At 60.9% G+C, this 17,359-nt stretch carries 12 protein-coding genes and 1 pseudogene; 9 read left to right on the top strand and 4 right to left on the bottom strand.

All coding sequences use genetic code 11. The features are described 5' to 3' along the window. Positions 1 to 282: 282 nt before the first annotated feature. Positions 283 to 3,315 (bottom strand): RND family transporter, encoded by a 3,033-nt coding sequence (locus ACFUEJ_RS23610; protein ID WP_014928953.1) that lies wholly within the window; start codon positions 3,313 to 3,315, stop codon positions 283 to 285. Between the two features lie 82 nt (positions 3,316 to 3,397). Then, a complete protein-coding gene (locus tag ACFUEJ_RS23605; RefSeq protein ID WP_004021766.1) occupies positions 3,398 to 3,736 on the bottom strand; it encodes a DUF4873 domain-containing protein in 339 nt (112 codons plus the stop codon). Positions 3,737 to 3,869: 133 nt separating this feature from the next. On the opposite strand from ACFUEJ_RS23605, the gene ACFUEJ_RS23600 reads away from it, so the two are divergent. The 9 genes and pseudogenes from ACFUEJ_RS23600 to ACFUEJ_RS23560 all read left to right on the top strand — a co-directional run. Further along, positions 3,870 to 4,838, top strand: a complete 969-nt coding sequence (locus tag ACFUEJ_RS23600) for a diiron oxygenase (protein WP_388032288.1) — start codon at positions 3,870 to 3,872, stop codon at positions 4,836 to 4,838. A gap of 161 nt (positions 4,839 to 4,999) precedes the next feature. Further along, positions 5,000 to 6,520 (top strand): flavin-containing monooxygenase, encoded by a 1,521-nt coding sequence (locus ACFUEJ_RS23595; protein WP_388032286.1) that lies wholly within the window; start codon positions 5,000 to 5,002, stop codon positions 6,518 to 6,520. A 47-nt stretch (positions 6,521 to 6,567) separates the two neighbouring features. After that, positions 6,568 to 7,437: an SDR family oxidoreductase gene (locus ACFUEJ_RS23590; protein WP_207624928.1), complete on the top strand. Its 870-nt coding sequence runs from the start codon at positions 6,568 to 6,570 to the stop codon at positions 7,435 to 7,437. After that, a complete protein-coding gene (locus ACFUEJ_RS23585; RefSeq protein WP_165629286.1) occupies positions 7,434 to 8,504 on the top strand; it encodes a ferredoxin--NADP reductase in 1,071 nt (356 codons plus the stop codon). Before ACFUEJ_RS23590 ends, ACFUEJ_RS23585 begins: the two co-directional genes overlap by 4 nt. After that, positions 8,494 to 9,399, top strand: a complete 906-nt coding sequence (locus tag ACFUEJ_RS23580; protein ID WP_004021761.1) for an alpha/beta fold hydrolase — start codon at positions 8,494 to 8,496, stop codon at positions 9,397 to 9,399. The genes ACFUEJ_RS23585 and ACFUEJ_RS23580 overlap by 11 nt, the downstream gene beginning before the upstream one ends. Before the next feature lie 85 nt (positions 9,400 to 9,484). Beyond that, positions 9,485 to 10,237: a TetR/AcrR family transcriptional regulator gene (locus tag ACFUEJ_RS23575; RefSeq protein WP_004021760.1), complete on the top strand. Its 753-nt coding sequence runs from the start codon at positions 9,485 to 9,487 to the stop codon at positions 10,235 to 10,237. Between the two features lie 300 nt (positions 10,238 to 10,537). Next, the gene (locus ACFUEJ_RS23570) at positions 10,538 to 11,164 is read left to right on the top strand and encodes a TetR/AcrR family transcriptional regulator (protein ID WP_004021759.1); all 627 of its coding nucleotides are present in this window, start codon (positions 10,538 to 10,540) and stop codon (positions 11,162 to 11,164) included. A gap of 86 nt (positions 11,165 to 11,250) precedes the next feature. Then, complete coding sequence (locus tag ACFUEJ_RS23565; protein WP_033206569.1) at positions 11,251 to 14,292, top strand: RND family transporter; 3,042 nt, start codon at positions 11,251 to 11,253, stop codon at positions 14,290 to 14,292. Between the two features lie 243 nt (positions 14,293 to 14,535). Then, positions 14,536 to 15,042: pseudogene (locus tag ACFUEJ_RS23560) on the top strand (transposase); the annotation flags it as partial. A gap of 56 nt (positions 15,043 to 15,098) precedes the next feature. Here ACFUEJ_RS23560 and istB read toward each other — a convergent pair. Together istB and istA are read right to left on the bottom strand one after the other, a co-directional pair. Next, on the bottom strand, positions 15,099 to 15,863 hold the full coding sequence (gene istB / locus ACFUEJ_RS23555) for an IS21-like element helper ATPase IstB (protein ID WP_004021756.1): 765 nt from the start codon (positions 15,861 to 15,863) through the stop codon (positions 15,099 to 15,101). A 6-nt stretch (positions 15,864 to 15,869) separates the two neighbouring features. Continuing rightward, a complete protein-coding gene (gene istA, locus ACFUEJ_RS23550; RefSeq protein WP_165629285.1) occupies positions 15,870 to 17,168 on the bottom strand; it encodes an IS21 family transposase in 1,299 nt (432 codons plus the stop codon). Positions 17,169 to 17,359 lie beyond the last annotated feature (191 nt).

The following is a 17,359-nucleotide window of genomic DNA, read 5'->3' as shown; positions in this document are numbered from 1 at the left end:
CCCGGTCCTTGAGTTCCTCACTGTACTTGCGTGGTGCTGCCATGCTCTCCATCCTTCACAGGTTCGAGAGCCTCCGACAGACCCGGGGCGGTTCAACCACCAGCCAGCCGCGTACCAAGGTCAGTGCAGCTAGCGTTTGAATTAGGACGCAACTCATCTATCACGGGCGACGGTGCTGCGTCATGCTTATGCCCCTCCTACCTGTTGACGGAATGGTCGGGATATTCAGCGACCGACGCTTGTCAGATCCCCATGGGTCCGTCCGCGTGACTTTTGCGATGGTCAAGGGGCGAGCCGGAAACGGTCGATGTCACCCGGCCACCAGCTCGCAGTGCCCAGCAGCACCGCTAGCGCCGGGACTACTAAGGTCCGCACCAGGAACGTGTCGAGCAGCAAACCGACACCGATGATGAACCCGATTTGCACCATCACATCGATGGACCCGACCATCAGCCCAAACATGCTGGCCGCGAATATCAACCCAGCCGAGGTGATGACCGACCCGGTGTAAGCGACGGTACGCATTACGCCGACCCGCACGCTCCACCTCGTTTCCTCTCTCAGCCGTGACACCAGCAGCATGTTGTAGTCGGCGCCCACCGCCACCAAGACAATGAACGACACCAGTGGCACGGGCCAGGCGATCCCGGCACCGAGGATGTGTTGAAGTACGAGCACACCAATACCGAGAGCCGCCATGTAGTTCAAGACGACGGTTGCAAGGAGATAGACAGGTGCAACGACGGCCCGCAACAGCAGCATCAGGATCAGACCCACGATGAGAAGGGTGGCTATGCCGAGCAGTTTGAAATCGTACGACAACAGTCGCTGGACGTCGGCATTGATCGCAGGAAAGCCCGCAACAGAAGCACGTCCGCCCTCCAGAGTGGTGTTCGGCATCGCGTTCTCGGCGACGCTGGACAGCTCGTTCGCCAGCGTCATTGCATCGGCAGAGTATGGGTCGTAGGCGGTCTGTACCGCATAGCGCACGGTTTTCCCGTCGGACGAGATGAACTGTCGAGCGACCTGACTGAACTGCTGGTCCTTGAACGCATCCGCGGGGAGATAGAAGCCGGTTGCCGAGTCAGAATCGCCGACCTCCCGTGCGGGAGCCCGAAGCTGTGCGGCGACCTGTGCCAGTCCACTGAGTAGCTGAAGGTTGCTGTCCACCAGAGCACCGACTCCGTTCGACAACTGACGCGCGCCGTCGGCAAGTGCGCCGACGCCGGATTCGAGTTGCGAGAGCCTGTTCCCGAGGTCCTGTCCGCCGATGGCTTGTAGTGCAGAATCCAGCGTTTGAAGAGAACGCTGCAGCTGTGCAATGTTGGTCGAGCCTGGCGCACTCACGCGGCCGAGCTGCGCGGCAAAGTCAGCCACCCTCCCAAGCGACTGATCATCCGCGAGTGCCCGGATGTCGGCCATTTGCGCGCGCAGTGCCGAGCACTGCGCGATCTGCTGGCACCACGGATTGTCTAACGCGGACAACGCCGGCGCGACCGCATCTGCCGCAGACTGGGCCCGACGTGCGAGTTGAGACAGCTCGGGCGCTTGCTTGGAAAACTGTCTAAGCCTTGGGGCAGCGTTCGCCAGTTGGTTCACAAGCGGCCGATACTCGTCGAGCTGCGGGCCAAATGACGACACCTCGTCGAGCAACCCCGACAGCGGAGCGAGGTTGGAGGATATCTGGTCTTCTAACAGTGCCAGGCCTCCGGCGAGCTGCTCTGACCCCGTCTTCAGGACGGCCAGATCACCCTTGCGGGCCTGTCCATCACCGGTCTCCTCGGTGATCTTGGTACCGATCTGATCATTCTGCCAAGATAATTGCGCCTGCTCTAGCTTCTCACCGGTCGGCCGCGTCACGCCAATGACCCTGGTCACGCCGGGAATCTGCGCGACGCGGGAGGCTAGCTGGTCGAGGTCGGCAAGGCCTTGAGCCGTGCGCATGTCGTTCTCGGACTCCACCACCAAGAATTCTGAGATGATGATGTCTTTCGGGAAGTGGCGGTTGAGAAGCGCGTATCCTTCGTTGCTCCCTGTGTCAGGTGGCTGCCCCTCGCGATCGTCGTAGGTGATCTGAATTGTTGCGGCGACCATGGCGAGGCCGATCAACACGACCACACTGATCGCGAGCAGAGGGACCGGCCGCCGGATAACCATGACTCCGACTCTTCTCCAGTAATCCCGCGTCAGGTCACGGCGGGGAAGGCCGGCGCCTTTCTTGGCAGCGAAAGAGAGTACGAGGGGCAGCAATGTCACCGTCGCCAAGAATGCGAAAGCTATGGCGATTGCGCAGGCCGGACCCAAAGTGTTAAACACACTGAGCTTGGCGAAGGCCATAGCCAGGAACGCTAGGGCCACAGTGCCCGCCGACGCTAGAACCACGCGGCCGATAGTTGCATTCGCGTGGGCGATAGCGACATCAGGAGAGTAACCCGCTCGAATACCTTCATGATAGCGGCTGATGAGGAACACCGAATAGTCAACTCCGGCACCAAAGATGATGACGGTCATGAACATTGACGTGAACTGGGATACCGGCATGCCCAGCTCGCCCAGTCCAGATAGAACTCCGCGACCCACAGCCAAGCTCATGCCCACGACAAGCAGCGGCATCAGCGCGGTGAAGACCGAACGATAGACGATCAGGAGGATCACGGCGATCAGCAGCACGGTGGCAACAGTGATCAGGACCAGATCCGACTCGCCCACGGCGAGTTGGTCGCTAAAGGTCGCGGGCGGGCCTGTCACACGGACTGTCGTCCCACTGTCACGAAAGATACTCTCAGCGATCTCACGCACCGCTGCGACCGCCTCCGCGGTATCGGGTCCCCCGAGTGTGCCGGCCACTCCCACGGGCAGATACCAGGCTTGCTTGTCTTTGCTGAGAGCCTGACTTGCGGTGAGGGGATCGCTCAGCAGGTCCCGGACAGCGATGACGTGCCTGTCGTCCGCCCGCAGGGTGTCGACAAGCACGTGATATCGATCGCGGGTGTTGTCGGACAGGCCTGCACTGTTCTCCATCACAACGAATACTGTGGTCTTGGCGCCGCGCTCGTCGAAAGATGCACCCATACGGTCCAAGGTCTGAAAAGACGGGACTCCGGCCGGGATCGGATCCACAGATTGTTCCCGTATCACTGACTCCAGTTGAGGAAAGAGAAGGCCTAAGCCGATGGCGGCGCCGAGCCAGACCAGCGTCACAATTCCCTTGCGGCGGAGGGTAAACCATGCAACCCGCTCAAGGGTCGGACTGTACTCGCCGAGTTTCTCGCCCCCTCTCGACGGGCGGGTTCGAATGGGAGACGAACTCACCATGTGCAATATCCTCTCGACCTGAAGTGGGCGACCCAATCGTGCGGACCCGTTTCGCGAATGTCCGTGCGGCGGTGGATGGTTGTCACTTGTGGTGGTGCTCGACCATGTTCTCGACTTCCTCGAGAGTGGTGGGCAGGTGGTATGGCGGAGTGCTCTTGCCTGAGATGCGGTATCGGCCCCAGAAGTCGGGATCCCCGACGACACACTCCGCTCGGCCCTCGGGGGTCGTAAATACAGCGATCGCGCGGGCGCCTTTCAGGAGCCCGTCGAGCTCATCATTCTTCTGAATCCGGCCATACCAGGTGTACAGGCCGTTCAGCGGCTGGAAATAGCCTTTGATCTTCGCTTCGACATGGATCTCCGCCCCGCGGCACACCAGGGTTCCTTCGCCGGAGTAGTCGAGGTCATGGTCGTCAGACATGCAGTCCTACCTTCTTCGCATTGAGCGTTGACAAATATCGCAGTTCGTGGATACTAGCAGTACCAGATACTATGAGTAATGGGTACTGGGCGCCAGGCCCCGACTCCCAGCCTTGAACGACCGAGGAGAAGACATGACCGTGCAGGATGTCCAGATGAACCCCGACTTTTCGAAGGAGGGCATGGCTCGGGTGAACGGGCGTAAGCCCGTCGACATGGAACGATCTGCAGGTCGTCTGTTGCGGTCTTCCGCGGAGAAGTTCTACGACGCGGAGATCGACATCGACTGGGAGTCGCCCTGGGAGGAAGGCAAGTACTTTCTGCCAGAGCACCGGGTGTCGCTATACGGCACCAAACTATGGAACAAGATGACCGAGGAGCAGCGTCGCGAGCTGGGACGCCACGAGATCGTGAGCATCCTCAGTTTCGGCATCTACGCAGAGAACCTCTTGAGTTCGGCGCTCCTGCGCATGTCGGCAAAGGGGGCCCTAACCGATCAGAAGTCCCTATACGCGCTAACAGAAATCGGCGATGAGTCCCGCCATTCCACTATGTTCGCGCGCCTCATTAACAAAACAGGCGTGCCCCCTTACAAGCTCCCTAAGGGCTTCTTGAGCTTCGCAAAGATCCTGCATTTCGTCCCGCTCGGACCGTCGGTGTCCGGAGCCACGCTGCTGATCGAGGAAATCCTGGACCGCGCCCAGCGCGAGGCGATGAACGACCCCAGTATGCAGCCTCAGCTTCGCCAGCTCATGAAGATCCATGTCCTCGAGGAAGCCCGTCACATTACCTTTGCGCGACTGGAGATGATCGAAGGCATGCAGCGTCGACGTAAGGCGACGCGCGCTTGGCACCGAGGGGTGCTTGCCGTCATCGCGAACCTGGCGTACCCGCTGCTCATTAATCCGAAAGTGTACCCCGCAGTGGGAATTAGCCGCTGGCGTGGCGTATGGGCACAACAAACCAGCCCAAACTATCGGACCAACCTGCAGTTCATGTCGGAGCCCATGATTCGGTTCTTCCATGAGGCGGGAATGCTGGAAGGCAAGTTCACAATGGCCATGTGGCGCGCGACGCGGAGCCTTCCCGACGATCTCCGCTGATCTCCGTTCACGCGGCCGAGCCGTCACGGTCGACATCAGTTAGACCTGTGCGGAGCATTCTCGATGGCTTCGCGATCACTTCCGCCTCAACAGATCACCCGCTGCCACTGTGCGCAGGTGATGTGTTGTGCCAACGAACCCACGAGGGAGAAAGCATAAACATGGCATCTTCAACTACCCGGCGCGCCTCGCGCGCCGCCGCCAAAACCGACTCAACCGACGACCCGATTTCGACCAAGATTCTGATCATCGGAAGCGGGTTCTCTGGTCTCGGGATGGCCGCACAGCTAAGACGTCGCGGGTACAGCGACTTTCTAATCCTGGAGAAGGCAAGCTCCGTCGGTGGAACCTGGCGCGACAATACCTATCCGGGCTGTGCATGTGACGTCCCGTCGCTGATGTACTCGTACTCATTCGAAAGTCGAGGTAGCTGGTCGAAGGTGTGGTCGTCACAACCAGAAATTGAGCGGTATCTACAAGACGTCGCGGACAAGCGCGGCGTGACACAAAAGATTCATTTCGGTCAGAAGTTGGTTTCCGGATACTGGAGCGAGTCAGAGTCGCGGTGGCACCTGCGTACTGAGTCCGGACGTGAGTACATTGCTCAGTTCGTAGTTTCAGGAGTCGGTGCGCTGCATATCCCCAATTTTCCCGAAATTTCGGGGATTGAGGACTTTAAAGGCGAAGCGTTTCACTCCGCACAGTGGGATCATTCGGTGGATCTGGAGGGCAAGCGTGTCGCCGTGATCGGCACTGGTGCCAGCGCTATCCAGTTTGTGCCGTTCGTACAGAAGGAGGCCATGTCCCTCAAGGTCTTCCAGCGAACCCCTGCCTGGGTCCTACCCCGCAAGAATTTCACCGTTCCGCCGGCCCTGCGGACTCTTCTGAGCAGACTCCCGATTGCACGTCGTATCGCCAGGTGGTCGGTGTACTGGGGTGCGGAGAGCCTAGCCTTCGGCCTCAACGGTCACTCCAACCTTATGCGGCCAATCGAACGGGTCGCTCGGTGGAACATTGAACGCTCCATCTCTGATCCGGCACTACGCAAGAAACTGACCCCGTCGTATCGTATCGGCTGTAAGCGAATTCTGGGGTCAAACGACTATTACCCTGCACTTGCGGCACCTAACACCACTGTCATCAGCGATCGGATTGAGAGGGTCACCGCTGATTCCATCATCACCTCAGACGGCGTCGAGCATCTCGTGGACGTTATAATTTATGCGACCGGTTTTCACGTGACTGATGGTTTCGATCAGCTCGCCCTGAAAGGTGCCACTGGCGAGGATCTCCCGTCCCACTGGCATCAGACGGGGATTAACACGCACCTGGGCATCACGACCGAGGGTTTTCCCAACCTGTTTTTCCTCCTCGGACCCAACACGGGCCTCGGCCACAACTCAGTGGTGTTCATGATCGAGCAACAGATCAAATACATCATGAAGGCCATCGACACAGTAGAAAGCCGAGGCGCTGAGAAGGTTGACGTACGCCCGTCCGTGCAAGAACAGTTCAACACCGACATCCAGCGGAAGCTGGCCAAGGGAGTGTGGACCAACGGCGGCTGCACGAGTTGGTATCTCGACTCGCAGGGCGTCAACCGGACCGTGTGGCCGGGCTTCACATGGCAGTACTGGCGCGCCACAAAAGATTTCGACCCCGCCGAGTACGACATCGCCTGAGCCCGAACGCACGGAGAGACACGATTCGTAGAAATGGTGAGACGACAGTGAGCAATTCTGACCGGCATGATTACACAGGCAAGGTGGCAGTGATCACCGGTGCCGCGTCAGGGATCGGTCGGTCTCTGGCACTCCAGTTGGCGGAGCGAGGTGCCGCACTGGCACTGTCCGACATTAATGAGATGCACTTGAAGGAGACTGCAGAACTTTGCCGCACCACGTATGCGGCGACGGTAACCGCCGCCGTACTAGACGTTGCGGACCGCAGTGCGTTTCAGGACTATGCCGACGGAGTGCGGTCAGAGTCGGGCCACGTCGACATGGTGTTCAACAACGCCGGCGTGGCCTTGGGCGTCGACGTGGTCGACATGACCTGGGAAGACTTCGACTGGCTCATGGGCATCAACTTTGGCGGAGTCGTTAACGGGTCGAAGGCGTTTCTGCCTCACCTGATCGCGTCCGGGGACGGACATCTCATTAACACGTCGAGCGTCTTCGGCTTGATCGGAATCCCCAGCCAGAGCGCATACAATGCCGCGAAATTCGGCGTCAGAGGCTTCACCGAGGCGCTCCGACAGGAGATGAAAATCAGTCGATACCCGGTCACAGTGACATGTGTGCACCCGGGGGGTGTAAAAACCAACATCGTCAACAATGCCCGAGGCGTTTCCGCCATGGGGGCAGACACCGCGACTGTCGCCTCGCTGTTCGACAGGATCGCACGAAGCACCCCGGATAAAGCAGCGGCGACAATCCTCAAAGGTATGGACAAGAAGAAGGCACGAGTGTTGATCGGTGCGGACGCCCGCGGTTTCGACTTCGTGGCACGGGTGATCGGTCCCCGCTACCAGGACATCGCGGCGCCACTGACACGGGCGGGTTACGCGGTCGCACGTAGACAGGGGATCCTCAAGTGACCGTCGAACCCGATGCACGTCCGGCTGCCGCAGCCCGCTCACGCACCTTGCGCGTCTCAGAAGTGACCCAGGAAACGAAAGACTCCGTCACCATTTCGTTCGAGATCCCCGATGCCATGGTCGAGGAGTTCAAGCATGTCCCAGGGCAATTCATCACCGTGAAGATCCCATCTGATCGGACCGGTCATGTCGCACGATGCTACTCGTTGAGCAGCTCGCCTCACGTCGAGGACTTCCGTCTCGAGATCGGGATCAAGCGGACGGAGAACGGTTACGCATCGAACTGGCTGTGCGACAACGCGATGACGGGAATGGAGTTGACCGTCCTCCCGCCGTCGGGGCACTTCACGGCTAAGAATCTCGACGTCGATTTTCTATTCTTTGCAGGAGGAAGTGGGATCACTCCGGTCTTGTCGCTGATTAAGTCGGCGCTTGTGTGCGGCGGGGGCGAAGTCACACTGTTCTACGCGAATCGCGATGCCGAGTCGATCATGTACGAGGGCCAACTGGCGCAGATCGCCTCCGAGTTCCCCGAGCGTTTCACGGTCTTCCACTGGTTGGAGTCGGCTATGGGGATTCCGGCACCTGAGGATGTCGAATCCGCCATACGTGAGCACCGCGGTGCACAGATCTACACCTGTGGTCCGGCGCCGTTCATGGATCTGGTTCAGAAGTCGGCGGAGGCCTGCGGTGTCGAGCACGCCTCGGTACATCGAGAAGTCTTTCAGTCACTGACCGGAGATCCATTCGAGACAGCCACGATGCGTCAGCTCAGTGACGACGATGGTGTGGCGACCGCCACGGTCTATCTGAATGGGCAGTCCATCACGACTGAGTGGCCGCGCAACACTCCGTTGCTCGACGTGCTATTGGCCCAAGGTCACAATGCCCCGTACTCCTGCCGAGAAGGGGCCTGCAGCGCGTGCGTATGCAAGCTGGTTGAGGGTGATGTAGAAATGGCACAAAACCACATCCTCGTTGAAGATGACATTGCCGACGGTGAACGGCTCGCATGCCAGGCACTTCCGCTGACGGATTCTGTCACGGTGAGCTTCGATGACCTCTGAGTTTGCGAGTGCGTCGCGAGGATCGCGTGACCTCGAGGTCCTTTCCTCCGACGGGACCAAGTTGTTCGCTCAGGAATTCGGTCCGGGCCGGGATGCTCCGCTCCTAGTCTTTAGTCACGGCTGGGCTTGTCAGGGACGTTTCTGGCGTCCGCAGGTCGAGCAGTTCGCGGCGACGCATCGGGTGGTGGTCTACGACCAACGCGGACACGGGTTGAGCGACCGGGGCCGGGTACCGTTCTCGGCGAAGCTCTTGGCCGATGATATGGAGGCCGTAGTCCGGGCAGTGGCGACTCCCGCCGACAAGGCTGTCGTGGTCGGACACAGCATGGGAGGCATGTCCATCATGAGTTGGGCGGCTGAGTACCCCGCCTCGGTTTCGGAGCTGGCCCGCGGAGTAGTACTGGCAAGCACCGGGCCATCACAGTTGGTGGATCGGTCTACATTGCTCAAGGTTCCCCGACAGCTACGACCGAGACTTGAGCGGGCCTTCGCGGCCAGTCTTGCAGTCGCCGGACCCGAGATGCAGGGGACGCGTTTGTCTCGCCGCCTGATTCGTTACGGAACCCTGGGCCCGGGCGCGACTGCCGAGGTAGTCGACGAGTGCGCCGACATCGTGTTGCGATGCCCACCACAGGTGCGCGGGATGTGGGGTTCAGTGTTGGCGACAATCGACGTCAGTAAGGGGGTTGACTCGCTGGAGGTGCCGGCGACGGTCATCGTAGGTGATGCCGACAGACTGACCCCAGCGACCCATTCAGTGGATCTCGCAGCGCGCCTGGGTCGGAAGGGCGTTCTATTTGAATTCACTCTTCTTGACAAAGTCGGTCACATGTCCAACCTAGAGGCCGTCGAAGACTTCAATTCAGCCGTGGCCAGATTAGACAAATCCGCCTGACGCGGGTCTCGTCGACCCAACCCATGTTCACTGGCTAGTGCGTCACTGGCGCGACAAGTCAGCCATCCTGATAACGTAGGAGGTCATGTCTGTAGTCCGTCGCATCTCCGCGGCCCCGGTGAAAGTGCAGCGACGTGTGCGCGACGCTCGAAGCACGCGCTGGGACGACCACCGCGCCGTCGTCAAAGCTGAACTCGTCGATGCAGCGATACGCGCGATCGAAAAGTTCGGCGATGCCGTGAGCATGGACGATTTTGCGGAAGAGGCTGGTGCGTCGAAGCCTAAGCTCTACCGCCATTTCGGTGACAGGGCTGGGCTCTACTCCGCCGTGGCAGCCCGTCTGGGTTCTATGATGTGGGAGTCAGCGCAGTCAACTCTGCTCTCCGGACAGGCAGACAGCACCGTCGACGAACTTTTCCGTTCAGCGGTGTCCGCATACGTATCCTTGGTTGATGAACATCCAGCGGTCGTCCGTTTCCTCATGACGAACCACATGTTCCAGTACTCTGAGTCCGGCGAGGGTGGGGCCGCAGATCAGCTGAGATCGGCAATGGAGATTATTTCCGACGAGTTCGCTCGTGGCCTCCGAGAGGTCGATGCCGAGGAGTCCCCCGTCGCCGTAGCAGTAGCCTCCATTCTGGGGGCTGGCCTATCAGCGACCCAGTGGTGGATCGATCACGGTCGGCAGAATGGAATGAGCAGGGACATGTTTGCCGCGCACCTGTGCCAGACCTCGTGGGGGATCATAGACGGCGCTGCAGCCACAGTAGGCGTTCGATTCCATAGGGACAGGCCCTTAGGCGACCCTGGATTCGCCACTCGCCTCGACGCCGTCTGATCCCCTTCGTACGGGTGGTCCGCCCTGTGTCACGCACGCGGCAGAACTGCTCACACAAACGGAGCGCATTTCACAATCCTGACTGCTGGCTGTCATGGGGGATCATCCTTGGTCGCCGCTCATCTTAGTAGCGGAGCGCTACAGACGGTACTGTTGACGACAGTGCCACAGTCGTGGCGGCACTCATAAGGCCCCCCTCGAGCCTTCCATCGGTACCGCCACTGGCAGTTTCGTTCTGTTACCGACGGTATTGGTGTGCAGTCAGAGGTTCTTGATTTGGTTTCGTAGGGAGTGGCCAGGGTGGAAACCATCGATTTCGACGATGTTGACCCGAGGCGGGTTCGGTCGCGTCAGCGTTTGTTGGATGCTGCGGTGACCTTGCTGAACAGTGGCGGGGTCGAAGCCGTTACCGTGGAGGCGGTCACTCGACTGTCTCGTGTTGCTCGCACCACCTTGTATCGTCACTTCGAGAGCTCCACAGATCTGGTGGCGGCTGCCTTCGAGCGATTGTTGCCTCAGGCCGAGACCCCCGAGACGACGACGTCGATCCGTGATGACCTGCTGAAGCTGATGCAGCGGCAGGCTGAGCTTATTGAGCATGCACCGCTGCAGTTGACGACGCTGGCATGGTTGGCAATGCTTCCCGAGCAGCCCCGGCAATCCGGGCAATCCGACGGGGATCAGAACGCGCTCGCGCCACTGCGTCGTCGAGTCGTCGAGCAGTATCGAGAACCATTCGATCGAGTTTTGACGAGTGACGTGGCCACGGCTGAGCTCGACAACTTCGATTTGACCATGGCTGTCACCCAGCTCGCGGGCCCGCTGATCTTTGCCAAGCTCACGGGCATTCGGTCGATGACCGTTGGCGATCTCGAACAGCTTGTCGACGATTTCCTCATGGCCCACCGGCGACACCAAACCTCCTGACCTCCTTCCCCATCTACGGTACTGCTAGTACCGTAACGATACCGTCGGTTTCGTAGACGGGCTGGGTCGAGGGTGAGGTGCTGCATATGGTGGTCCAACGTCCAAGTGGTGGGCGCTTGGCGGCGCGCCGGTTGGCGGAACGCAGCGAGTACAGCACGACATTGGGGCGGTTGGCACGGTTCACCTTGGCGCACAGATTCCTCGTCATCGGGGCGTGGGTGGCTGTGGGTATCGTCTTGGCGATTCTGTTTCCCCAGCTGGAGACGGTGGTGCGGCAGCAGTCTGTTGATCCGATCCCTGCTGGGGTTCCATCGTTTCAAGCACTCGATCAGATGGGTGGTGCGTTCGGTGAGAAGGGCGCCAAGACCACTGTTTTCGTGACCATGGAGAACCCGAACGGGTTCACCGACGTGGCGCGGGAACGCTACGACATGCTCGTTCTGCAGCTGCGCGAAAATTTCGACGATGTGCAGTCAGTGCGGGATTTGCTTTCCGATCCGACGACGGCCGGCCAAGCCTTGAGTGAGGACGGGCAAGCCTGGTACCTGCCTGTCGGGGTCACCGGAACATTGGGAGGGCCAACGGCCACGCATGCTGTGGAGACCGTGCGCCAAACCGCGCAGCGCGTGTTTGACGGTACGGGCACCACTGTCCATGTCACCGGGCCGACAGCCACTTTCAGTGACCAGATCGTCAGTGCTGAAAGCGATTTAGTCGTGATCACTCTGGCGACGGTGGCGCTTATCGCGATCATTCTGTTGATCGTTTACCGATCGCTGTTCACCGCGCTGGTGCCGTTGTTGGTGATCGGTGTCAGCCTCGGCGTGGGCCGTGGCATCTTGTCCGCACTCGGCGAACTCGGTATGCCGGTATCGCAGTTCACCGTCGCGTTCATGACCGTCATCCTGCTCGGAGCCGGGGTCGACTACTCAGTCTTCTTCATCAGTCGCTATCACGAACGGCTACGCCAGGACGCCACCACCGAGGTTGCGCTCGTGGACGCGACAGCAACTATCGGACGGGTCATCCTGGCTTCAGCTGCCACGGTGGCGCTGGCCTTTTTGGCGATGGTCTTTGGTCAGCTGAGCGTGTTCTCCACCTTGGGTCCGGCATGCGCGATCGCCATCCTCATCGGATTCCTCGCCACGGTCACCCTGCTACCACCGGTGTTGCTGTGGGCGGCACGATTCGGCTGGGGCGCACCCAGGCGAGATCTGACCCGAAAGTACTGGAATCGCGTCGCCGTGCTCGTCGTGCGGCGTCCTGTGCCGCTGCTGGCACTAACCCTGGTCGGGCTAATCGTGCTTAGCGTCTTCGCGACGGGCATCCAGATCACCTTCGACGATCGTGAGGGGCAACCCGCGACAACCGACAGCAACGAAGGCTACGCGTTGCTCGACCGTCATTTCCCTCAAGACGTCACTATCACCGAGTTCCTCGTCGTAGATGCACCGATCGATCTCCGTACTGCCAGCGGGCTGGCCGATCTTGAGCAAATGGCCTCACGTGTATCCCAGATCCCCGGAGTGACTCGAGTCATCGGCGTTACCCGTCCCACCGGGGACAAGCTCGAGCAAGCCGAGCTGTCCTGGCAGAACGGCCAGATCGGGAACCGGCTGGCGGGTGCGGTCGACGATGGCCAGAACCGCCGCGGTGACCTCGAACAGCTCCGTACAGGCGCATTCCAACTCGCCGACGGGCTTACTCAGCTCGACACCCAGGTACGCACCAACTTGGCCCCCCTGGCCGGCATCCTCGATCAGGCAAGCACAGCCGGGCAGCAAATTCAGCAGTACCAGCCACTACTACGCCAACTCGCCGCATCTGCACCAGCGCTCGATCGCGCTTCTCAGAATGCCCCACAGCTGGCCGCGCTCACCCGCCAAACATCTGCAGCCCTGGCAACAGTGACCTCGATCCTGCCCATCCTCGATAATGCGCCCTGGTGCACCCAAGTCCCGCAGTGCGCAGCTCTGCGCGCGCAGACCCGCAATCTCGACGCCCTACTGAGCAACGGGACCCTCGACCAGATCGCCACGCTGTCAACACAACTCGCGCAGCTGGATACACCGATCTCAACAGTCACCGACCAACTCACTTCCACCGTCAACTCACTGGGCTCCACGCTGGGAAGCATCAGCAGCCAAGACCTTCCCGGCAAGCTCACCCAACTGCAAACAGGTATCAGTCAACTCGCGGCGGGATCACGCCAACTCGCCGCCGGTGTATCCGCGCTGATCGACAGCAACCTTCAACAACTCGCCGGGATGGCCGCGCTAGCCACACAACTACAAACCTCCGCCCGCGAGACCGCCGGAACAAACTCAGCAACCGGCTTCTACCTCCCACCTCAGGCCAACGCAGACCGCCGTTTCGTCGACGTCGCTCGCCAGTTCGTCTCGCCCGACGGCCATACCGTGCGCTACGCAATACAAACCAGCTTCGACCCCTACAGCACCGAGGCCATGCAACTGGCCGACACAATCACCGATGTCGCACTCGCCGCCAGACCGAACACAACCCTGCAGGACTCCAACATCGCGACAGCCGGGTTCCCCGCCATCAACGCCGATCTGCAACGTCTACTCACCGAAGACTTCCGACTCCTAGCGTTGGCCACCCTCACCATCGTCGGCCTGATCCTGATACTCCTACTCCGAGCACTCATCGCGCCGCTATACCTTCTGGGCACCGTCATACTCAACTACACCGCGGCACTGGGTATCGGCGTCCTGATCTTTCAACACATCCTCAAAACCGACATCGCCTGGCCCGTACCACTACTGGCCTTCATAGTCCTCGTCGCGGTCGGCGCCGACTACAACATGCTTCTCATCTCTCGCCTACGCGAAGAATCCCAAAACAACATCCGCATCGGCGTCCTGAGAACCGTCACCAACACCGGATCAGTCATCACCTCGGCCGGCCTCATCTTCGCTGCCAGCATGTTCGGACTCATGGCCGGATCCATCTCGATCATGACCCAGGTCGGACTCATCATCGGCATCGGCCTGCTGCTCGACACCTTCATCGTCCGCACCATCGTCGTGCCGACCATCGCCACACTTGTCGGCAGAGCAAGCTGGTGGCCGAGTACCCGAACCGACACGCATCCAGCGTCCCGCTAGTACGCACGCACGTGCCGAGATCTGACCGGCCCCGCCAGTCATCCAGCCATCGCGCCCACCTCATCGACTGACACCCGCTCGACGGTCGGCCGCGGCACCACACCCGACCCACGTGCGAGCGCCCCTCGCGTCGTTGACGCTGGTAGAACTCGCAGGAGGGCCCGTCGCGGCGTTGGGGACTGTCGCTGATTCGGTGTAAGTGGTTTTGATCGCCCCCGGCGTGGGGCAGGAGGAATCACGACGATGACCGACACAATCGGGGGCGTGGATGCCCCGGTGGCAGGGCCGGTTCAGACCGGTCAGGAACACGATGTCACCACCGCGGATGCGGTGCGTGAGCTCTCGAAGGCCGAGCAGGCTTTGGTGAGCGATCTGGTACGTAGCTCACGCGCTCAGGGAGTGGCTCTGACCGGTCCTGACGGGCTGCTCAAAGCGCTGACCAAGAGCGTGCTCGAAGCCGCGCTCGATGAAGAGATGACCGAACATCTTGGCTATGACAAACATGACGTGGCCGGCCGCAACACCGGCAATTCACGCAACGGCACGCGCACGAAACGGGTCCTGACCGACGCGTGCGGGCAGGTGCCCATCGAGGTGCCCCGCGACCGCAACGCCACCTTCGACCCGGTAATTGTCGGTAAGAGCAAACGTCGCGTCACCGATGTGGATCGGGTAGTGCTGTCGCTGTATGCCAAAGGCCTCACAACCGGCGAGATCTCAGCGCATTTCGCCGATGTCTACGGTGTCAACGGCGGCTGAAAACTGACCCCTTATCGACGGTTGAATTTTGACCCCCTTTGGTGTGGTTACTGGTCGGTGTTGACGAGTTCTCGTCGGGCTTTGGTGCGGTAGGAGTCGCCGTCGATAGCGATGACCTCGGCGTGATGGACGAGGCGGTCGATGAGTGCGGCGGCGACGACGTCGTCGGCGAAGACTTCGCCCCAACGGCCGAATGGCATGTTCGAGGTGATCAGAATCGAGCCTTGTTCGTAGCGACTGGCAATGAGTTGGAAGAACAGGTTGGCGGTGTCGGAGTCGAATGGGAGGTAGCCGATCTCGTCGATGATGATCAGTCGGTAGCGGCGGAGCCGTTTGAGTTCGGCGGCCAGGCGGCCGGTGGTGTGTGCCTCGGTCAGGCGGGTGGCCCATCCGGTGGCGGTGTCGAAGAGCACGGGGTAGGCGTTGTGTGCGGCTTTGATCCCGAGCGCGATCGCGAGGTGGGTTTTTCCCACCCCGGGTGGTCCGAGAAGGATCACGTTGTCGCTCTTGGCGATCCAGGTGCTGGTGGCCAGGTGGGCGATCACATCACGACGCAGTCCTGGAAGGTGGTCGAAGTTGAAGTCCTCGAGTGTTTTGACCGCAGGGAAGCGCGCGCCGCTGATCCGCAGCATGGTGCCGTTGGCTTCGCGTTCGCTGACCTGGCGGTCAAGAATCGCTGCGAGGTACTGCTCGTGGGTCCAGTTGTCGGTGCGGGCCCGCTCGGCCAATTCCGCCCAGCATCGGCGGATCGCTGGCATCTTCAACGCCCGCGCCGCGAACTCGATCTGTTTACCTGTTTGATTGTCGGACACAGTCTTTCACCTTTCAATGCTGGTGGATGTGGTGGGCGGGTGAGCTTGGGGCGGGGTGGCAAAGTTCACCCCGAACAGCTCGTCGTAGTCCGGTAACGCCCGGATCGGCACCTCGTGGCCATCAGGGTGGGCGCGGATGCGGGCGGCGTTTCGGGCCCGGTTGGCGAGGTCTTGGCGGCGGTAATCGCGGCGCAGTTCTTTGGCTGCTCGCACGTGCTGAGGGTCGGCGATGGTGACGTGGTTGGCCCAGCTGCGCGCGTGGTCGGCGACGGTGACCTCGCCGCAGAGGATGCGCACCTGCTGCAGGTCGGCAGTGATGTCGACGAACCGACCGATCACCGACGGGTGCACCGAATAGTCATTGCCGGCTACACGTACGTAGTAGTCGCGACCGAGTCGCACCCGGCTACTCAAGCCGATATGCGGTGCGGTCGGAGGTAGGCCGGTCATCTGCTCGAGGTCCTCGGCGAACACGTCACACGGGCGTCGATCACCGATCGCGCGCACCACTCGGGTGTTGGCATGATCGGCCAGCCACCGATCGAACTGGGCGGTGAAATCGGCCGGTGAGCTGAACTGGCGGCCCGGCAGGAACGAGCTCTCGAAGAACCGGTTGTTGCGTTCGACCATGCCCTTGTACTCGGGGTCTCGCGGTGGCGCCAGCTCCAGCCGCGTACCCAACGTGCCCACGAAGCCGGCCGCCAACGCGGTGGGTGTGCCCTTGGGGCCGATCGCGGCTTCGCGGTCCCACACCAGTTTGCGGGTCACCCCGCCCAGTTGCGACAGCAGCAGCCACATTCCCGTCAGGATGTCTCCGCCCTGGCGAGACGGGATCATCACCGCCGACCGGTACCGGGAGAACGCCAACGTCATCACCAACACCGGTAGCATGGCGAACTGATTGTGGCTCAGAGGGATTCGGTAGTCCGGAAACCACAAATCCCACTGTGAACAGCCGCCGGGCTGATAGATCACCCGATCGGCTGGATCTACCCCACGAAACTCTGGACGAATAGCCCGGACCCGGTCTTTGAGGACCGTCAACGACCTCGTCCACCCAACCCGCTCGGCGATCACCGTCGCCGGCATCGTCGGATACTCCCGCAGCAACGCCCGGATCTGCGGTTCGAACGCGTCGACCGCCGAGCCCGTCGCCGGCCGCGAGTACTTCGGCGCGGTATCCGAAGCCAACGCCGCACGAACGGTGTTGCGGGCCACCCCCAACCGGCGCGCGATCTCCCTGATCGGCACACCCTCACTGCGATGCAAACGGCGGATCTCTGCCCATTGCTCCACTGAAATCACCCTCCTAACAAGACGGGGGGGGTCAAAATTCACCCGTCGTCAGGGGGTCAGTTTTCAGGCGTCGTCAACATACGGTGCGTCGGTATCGAAAGACACTGAACCGCCCCGGGTCTGTCGGAGGCTCTCGAACCTGTGAAGGATGGAGAGCATGGCAGCACCACGCAAGTACAGTGAGGAACTCAAGGACCGGG

Origin of the sequence: Gordonia sp. NPDC057258 (assembly GCF_042668985.1) — a bacterium.
Lineage (GTDB): Bacteria > Actinomycetota > Actinomycetes > Mycobacteriales > Mycobacteriaceae > Gordonia > Gordonia hongkongensis.
This window is presented reverse-complemented; position numbering and strand designations above follow the sequence as displayed.

Bases quoted from the DNA above. Each gene is read 5' to 3' on its own strand.
- ACFUEJ_RS23610 (WP_014928953.1), bottom strand. From the start codon at position 3,315: ATGGTGAGTTCGTCTCCCATTCGAACCCGCCCGTCGAGAGGGGGCGAG.
- ACFUEJ_RS23605 (WP_004021766.1), bottom strand. From the start codon at position 3,736: ATGTCTGACGACCATGACCTCGACTACTCCGGCGAAGGAACCCTGGTG.
- ACFUEJ_RS23600 (WP_388032288.1), top strand. From the start codon at position 3,870: ATGACCGTGCAGGATGTCCAGATGAACCCCGACTTTTCGAAGGAGGGC.
- ACFUEJ_RS23595 (WP_388032286.1), top strand. From the start codon at position 5,000: ATGGCATCTTCAACTACCCGGCGCGCCTCGCGCGCCGCCGCCAAAACC.
- ACFUEJ_RS23580 (WP_004021761.1), top strand. From the start codon at position 8,494: ATGACCTCTGAGTTTGCGAGTGCGTCGCGAGGATCGCGTGACCTCGAG.
- ACFUEJ_RS23575 (WP_004021760.1), top strand. From the start codon at position 9,485: ATGTCTGTAGTCCGTCGCATCTCCGCGGCCCCGGTGAAAGTGCAGCGA.
- ACFUEJ_RS23565 (WP_033206569.1), top strand. From the start codon at position 11,251: ATGGTGGTCCAACGTCCAAGTGGTGGGCGCTTGGCGGCGCGCCGGTTG.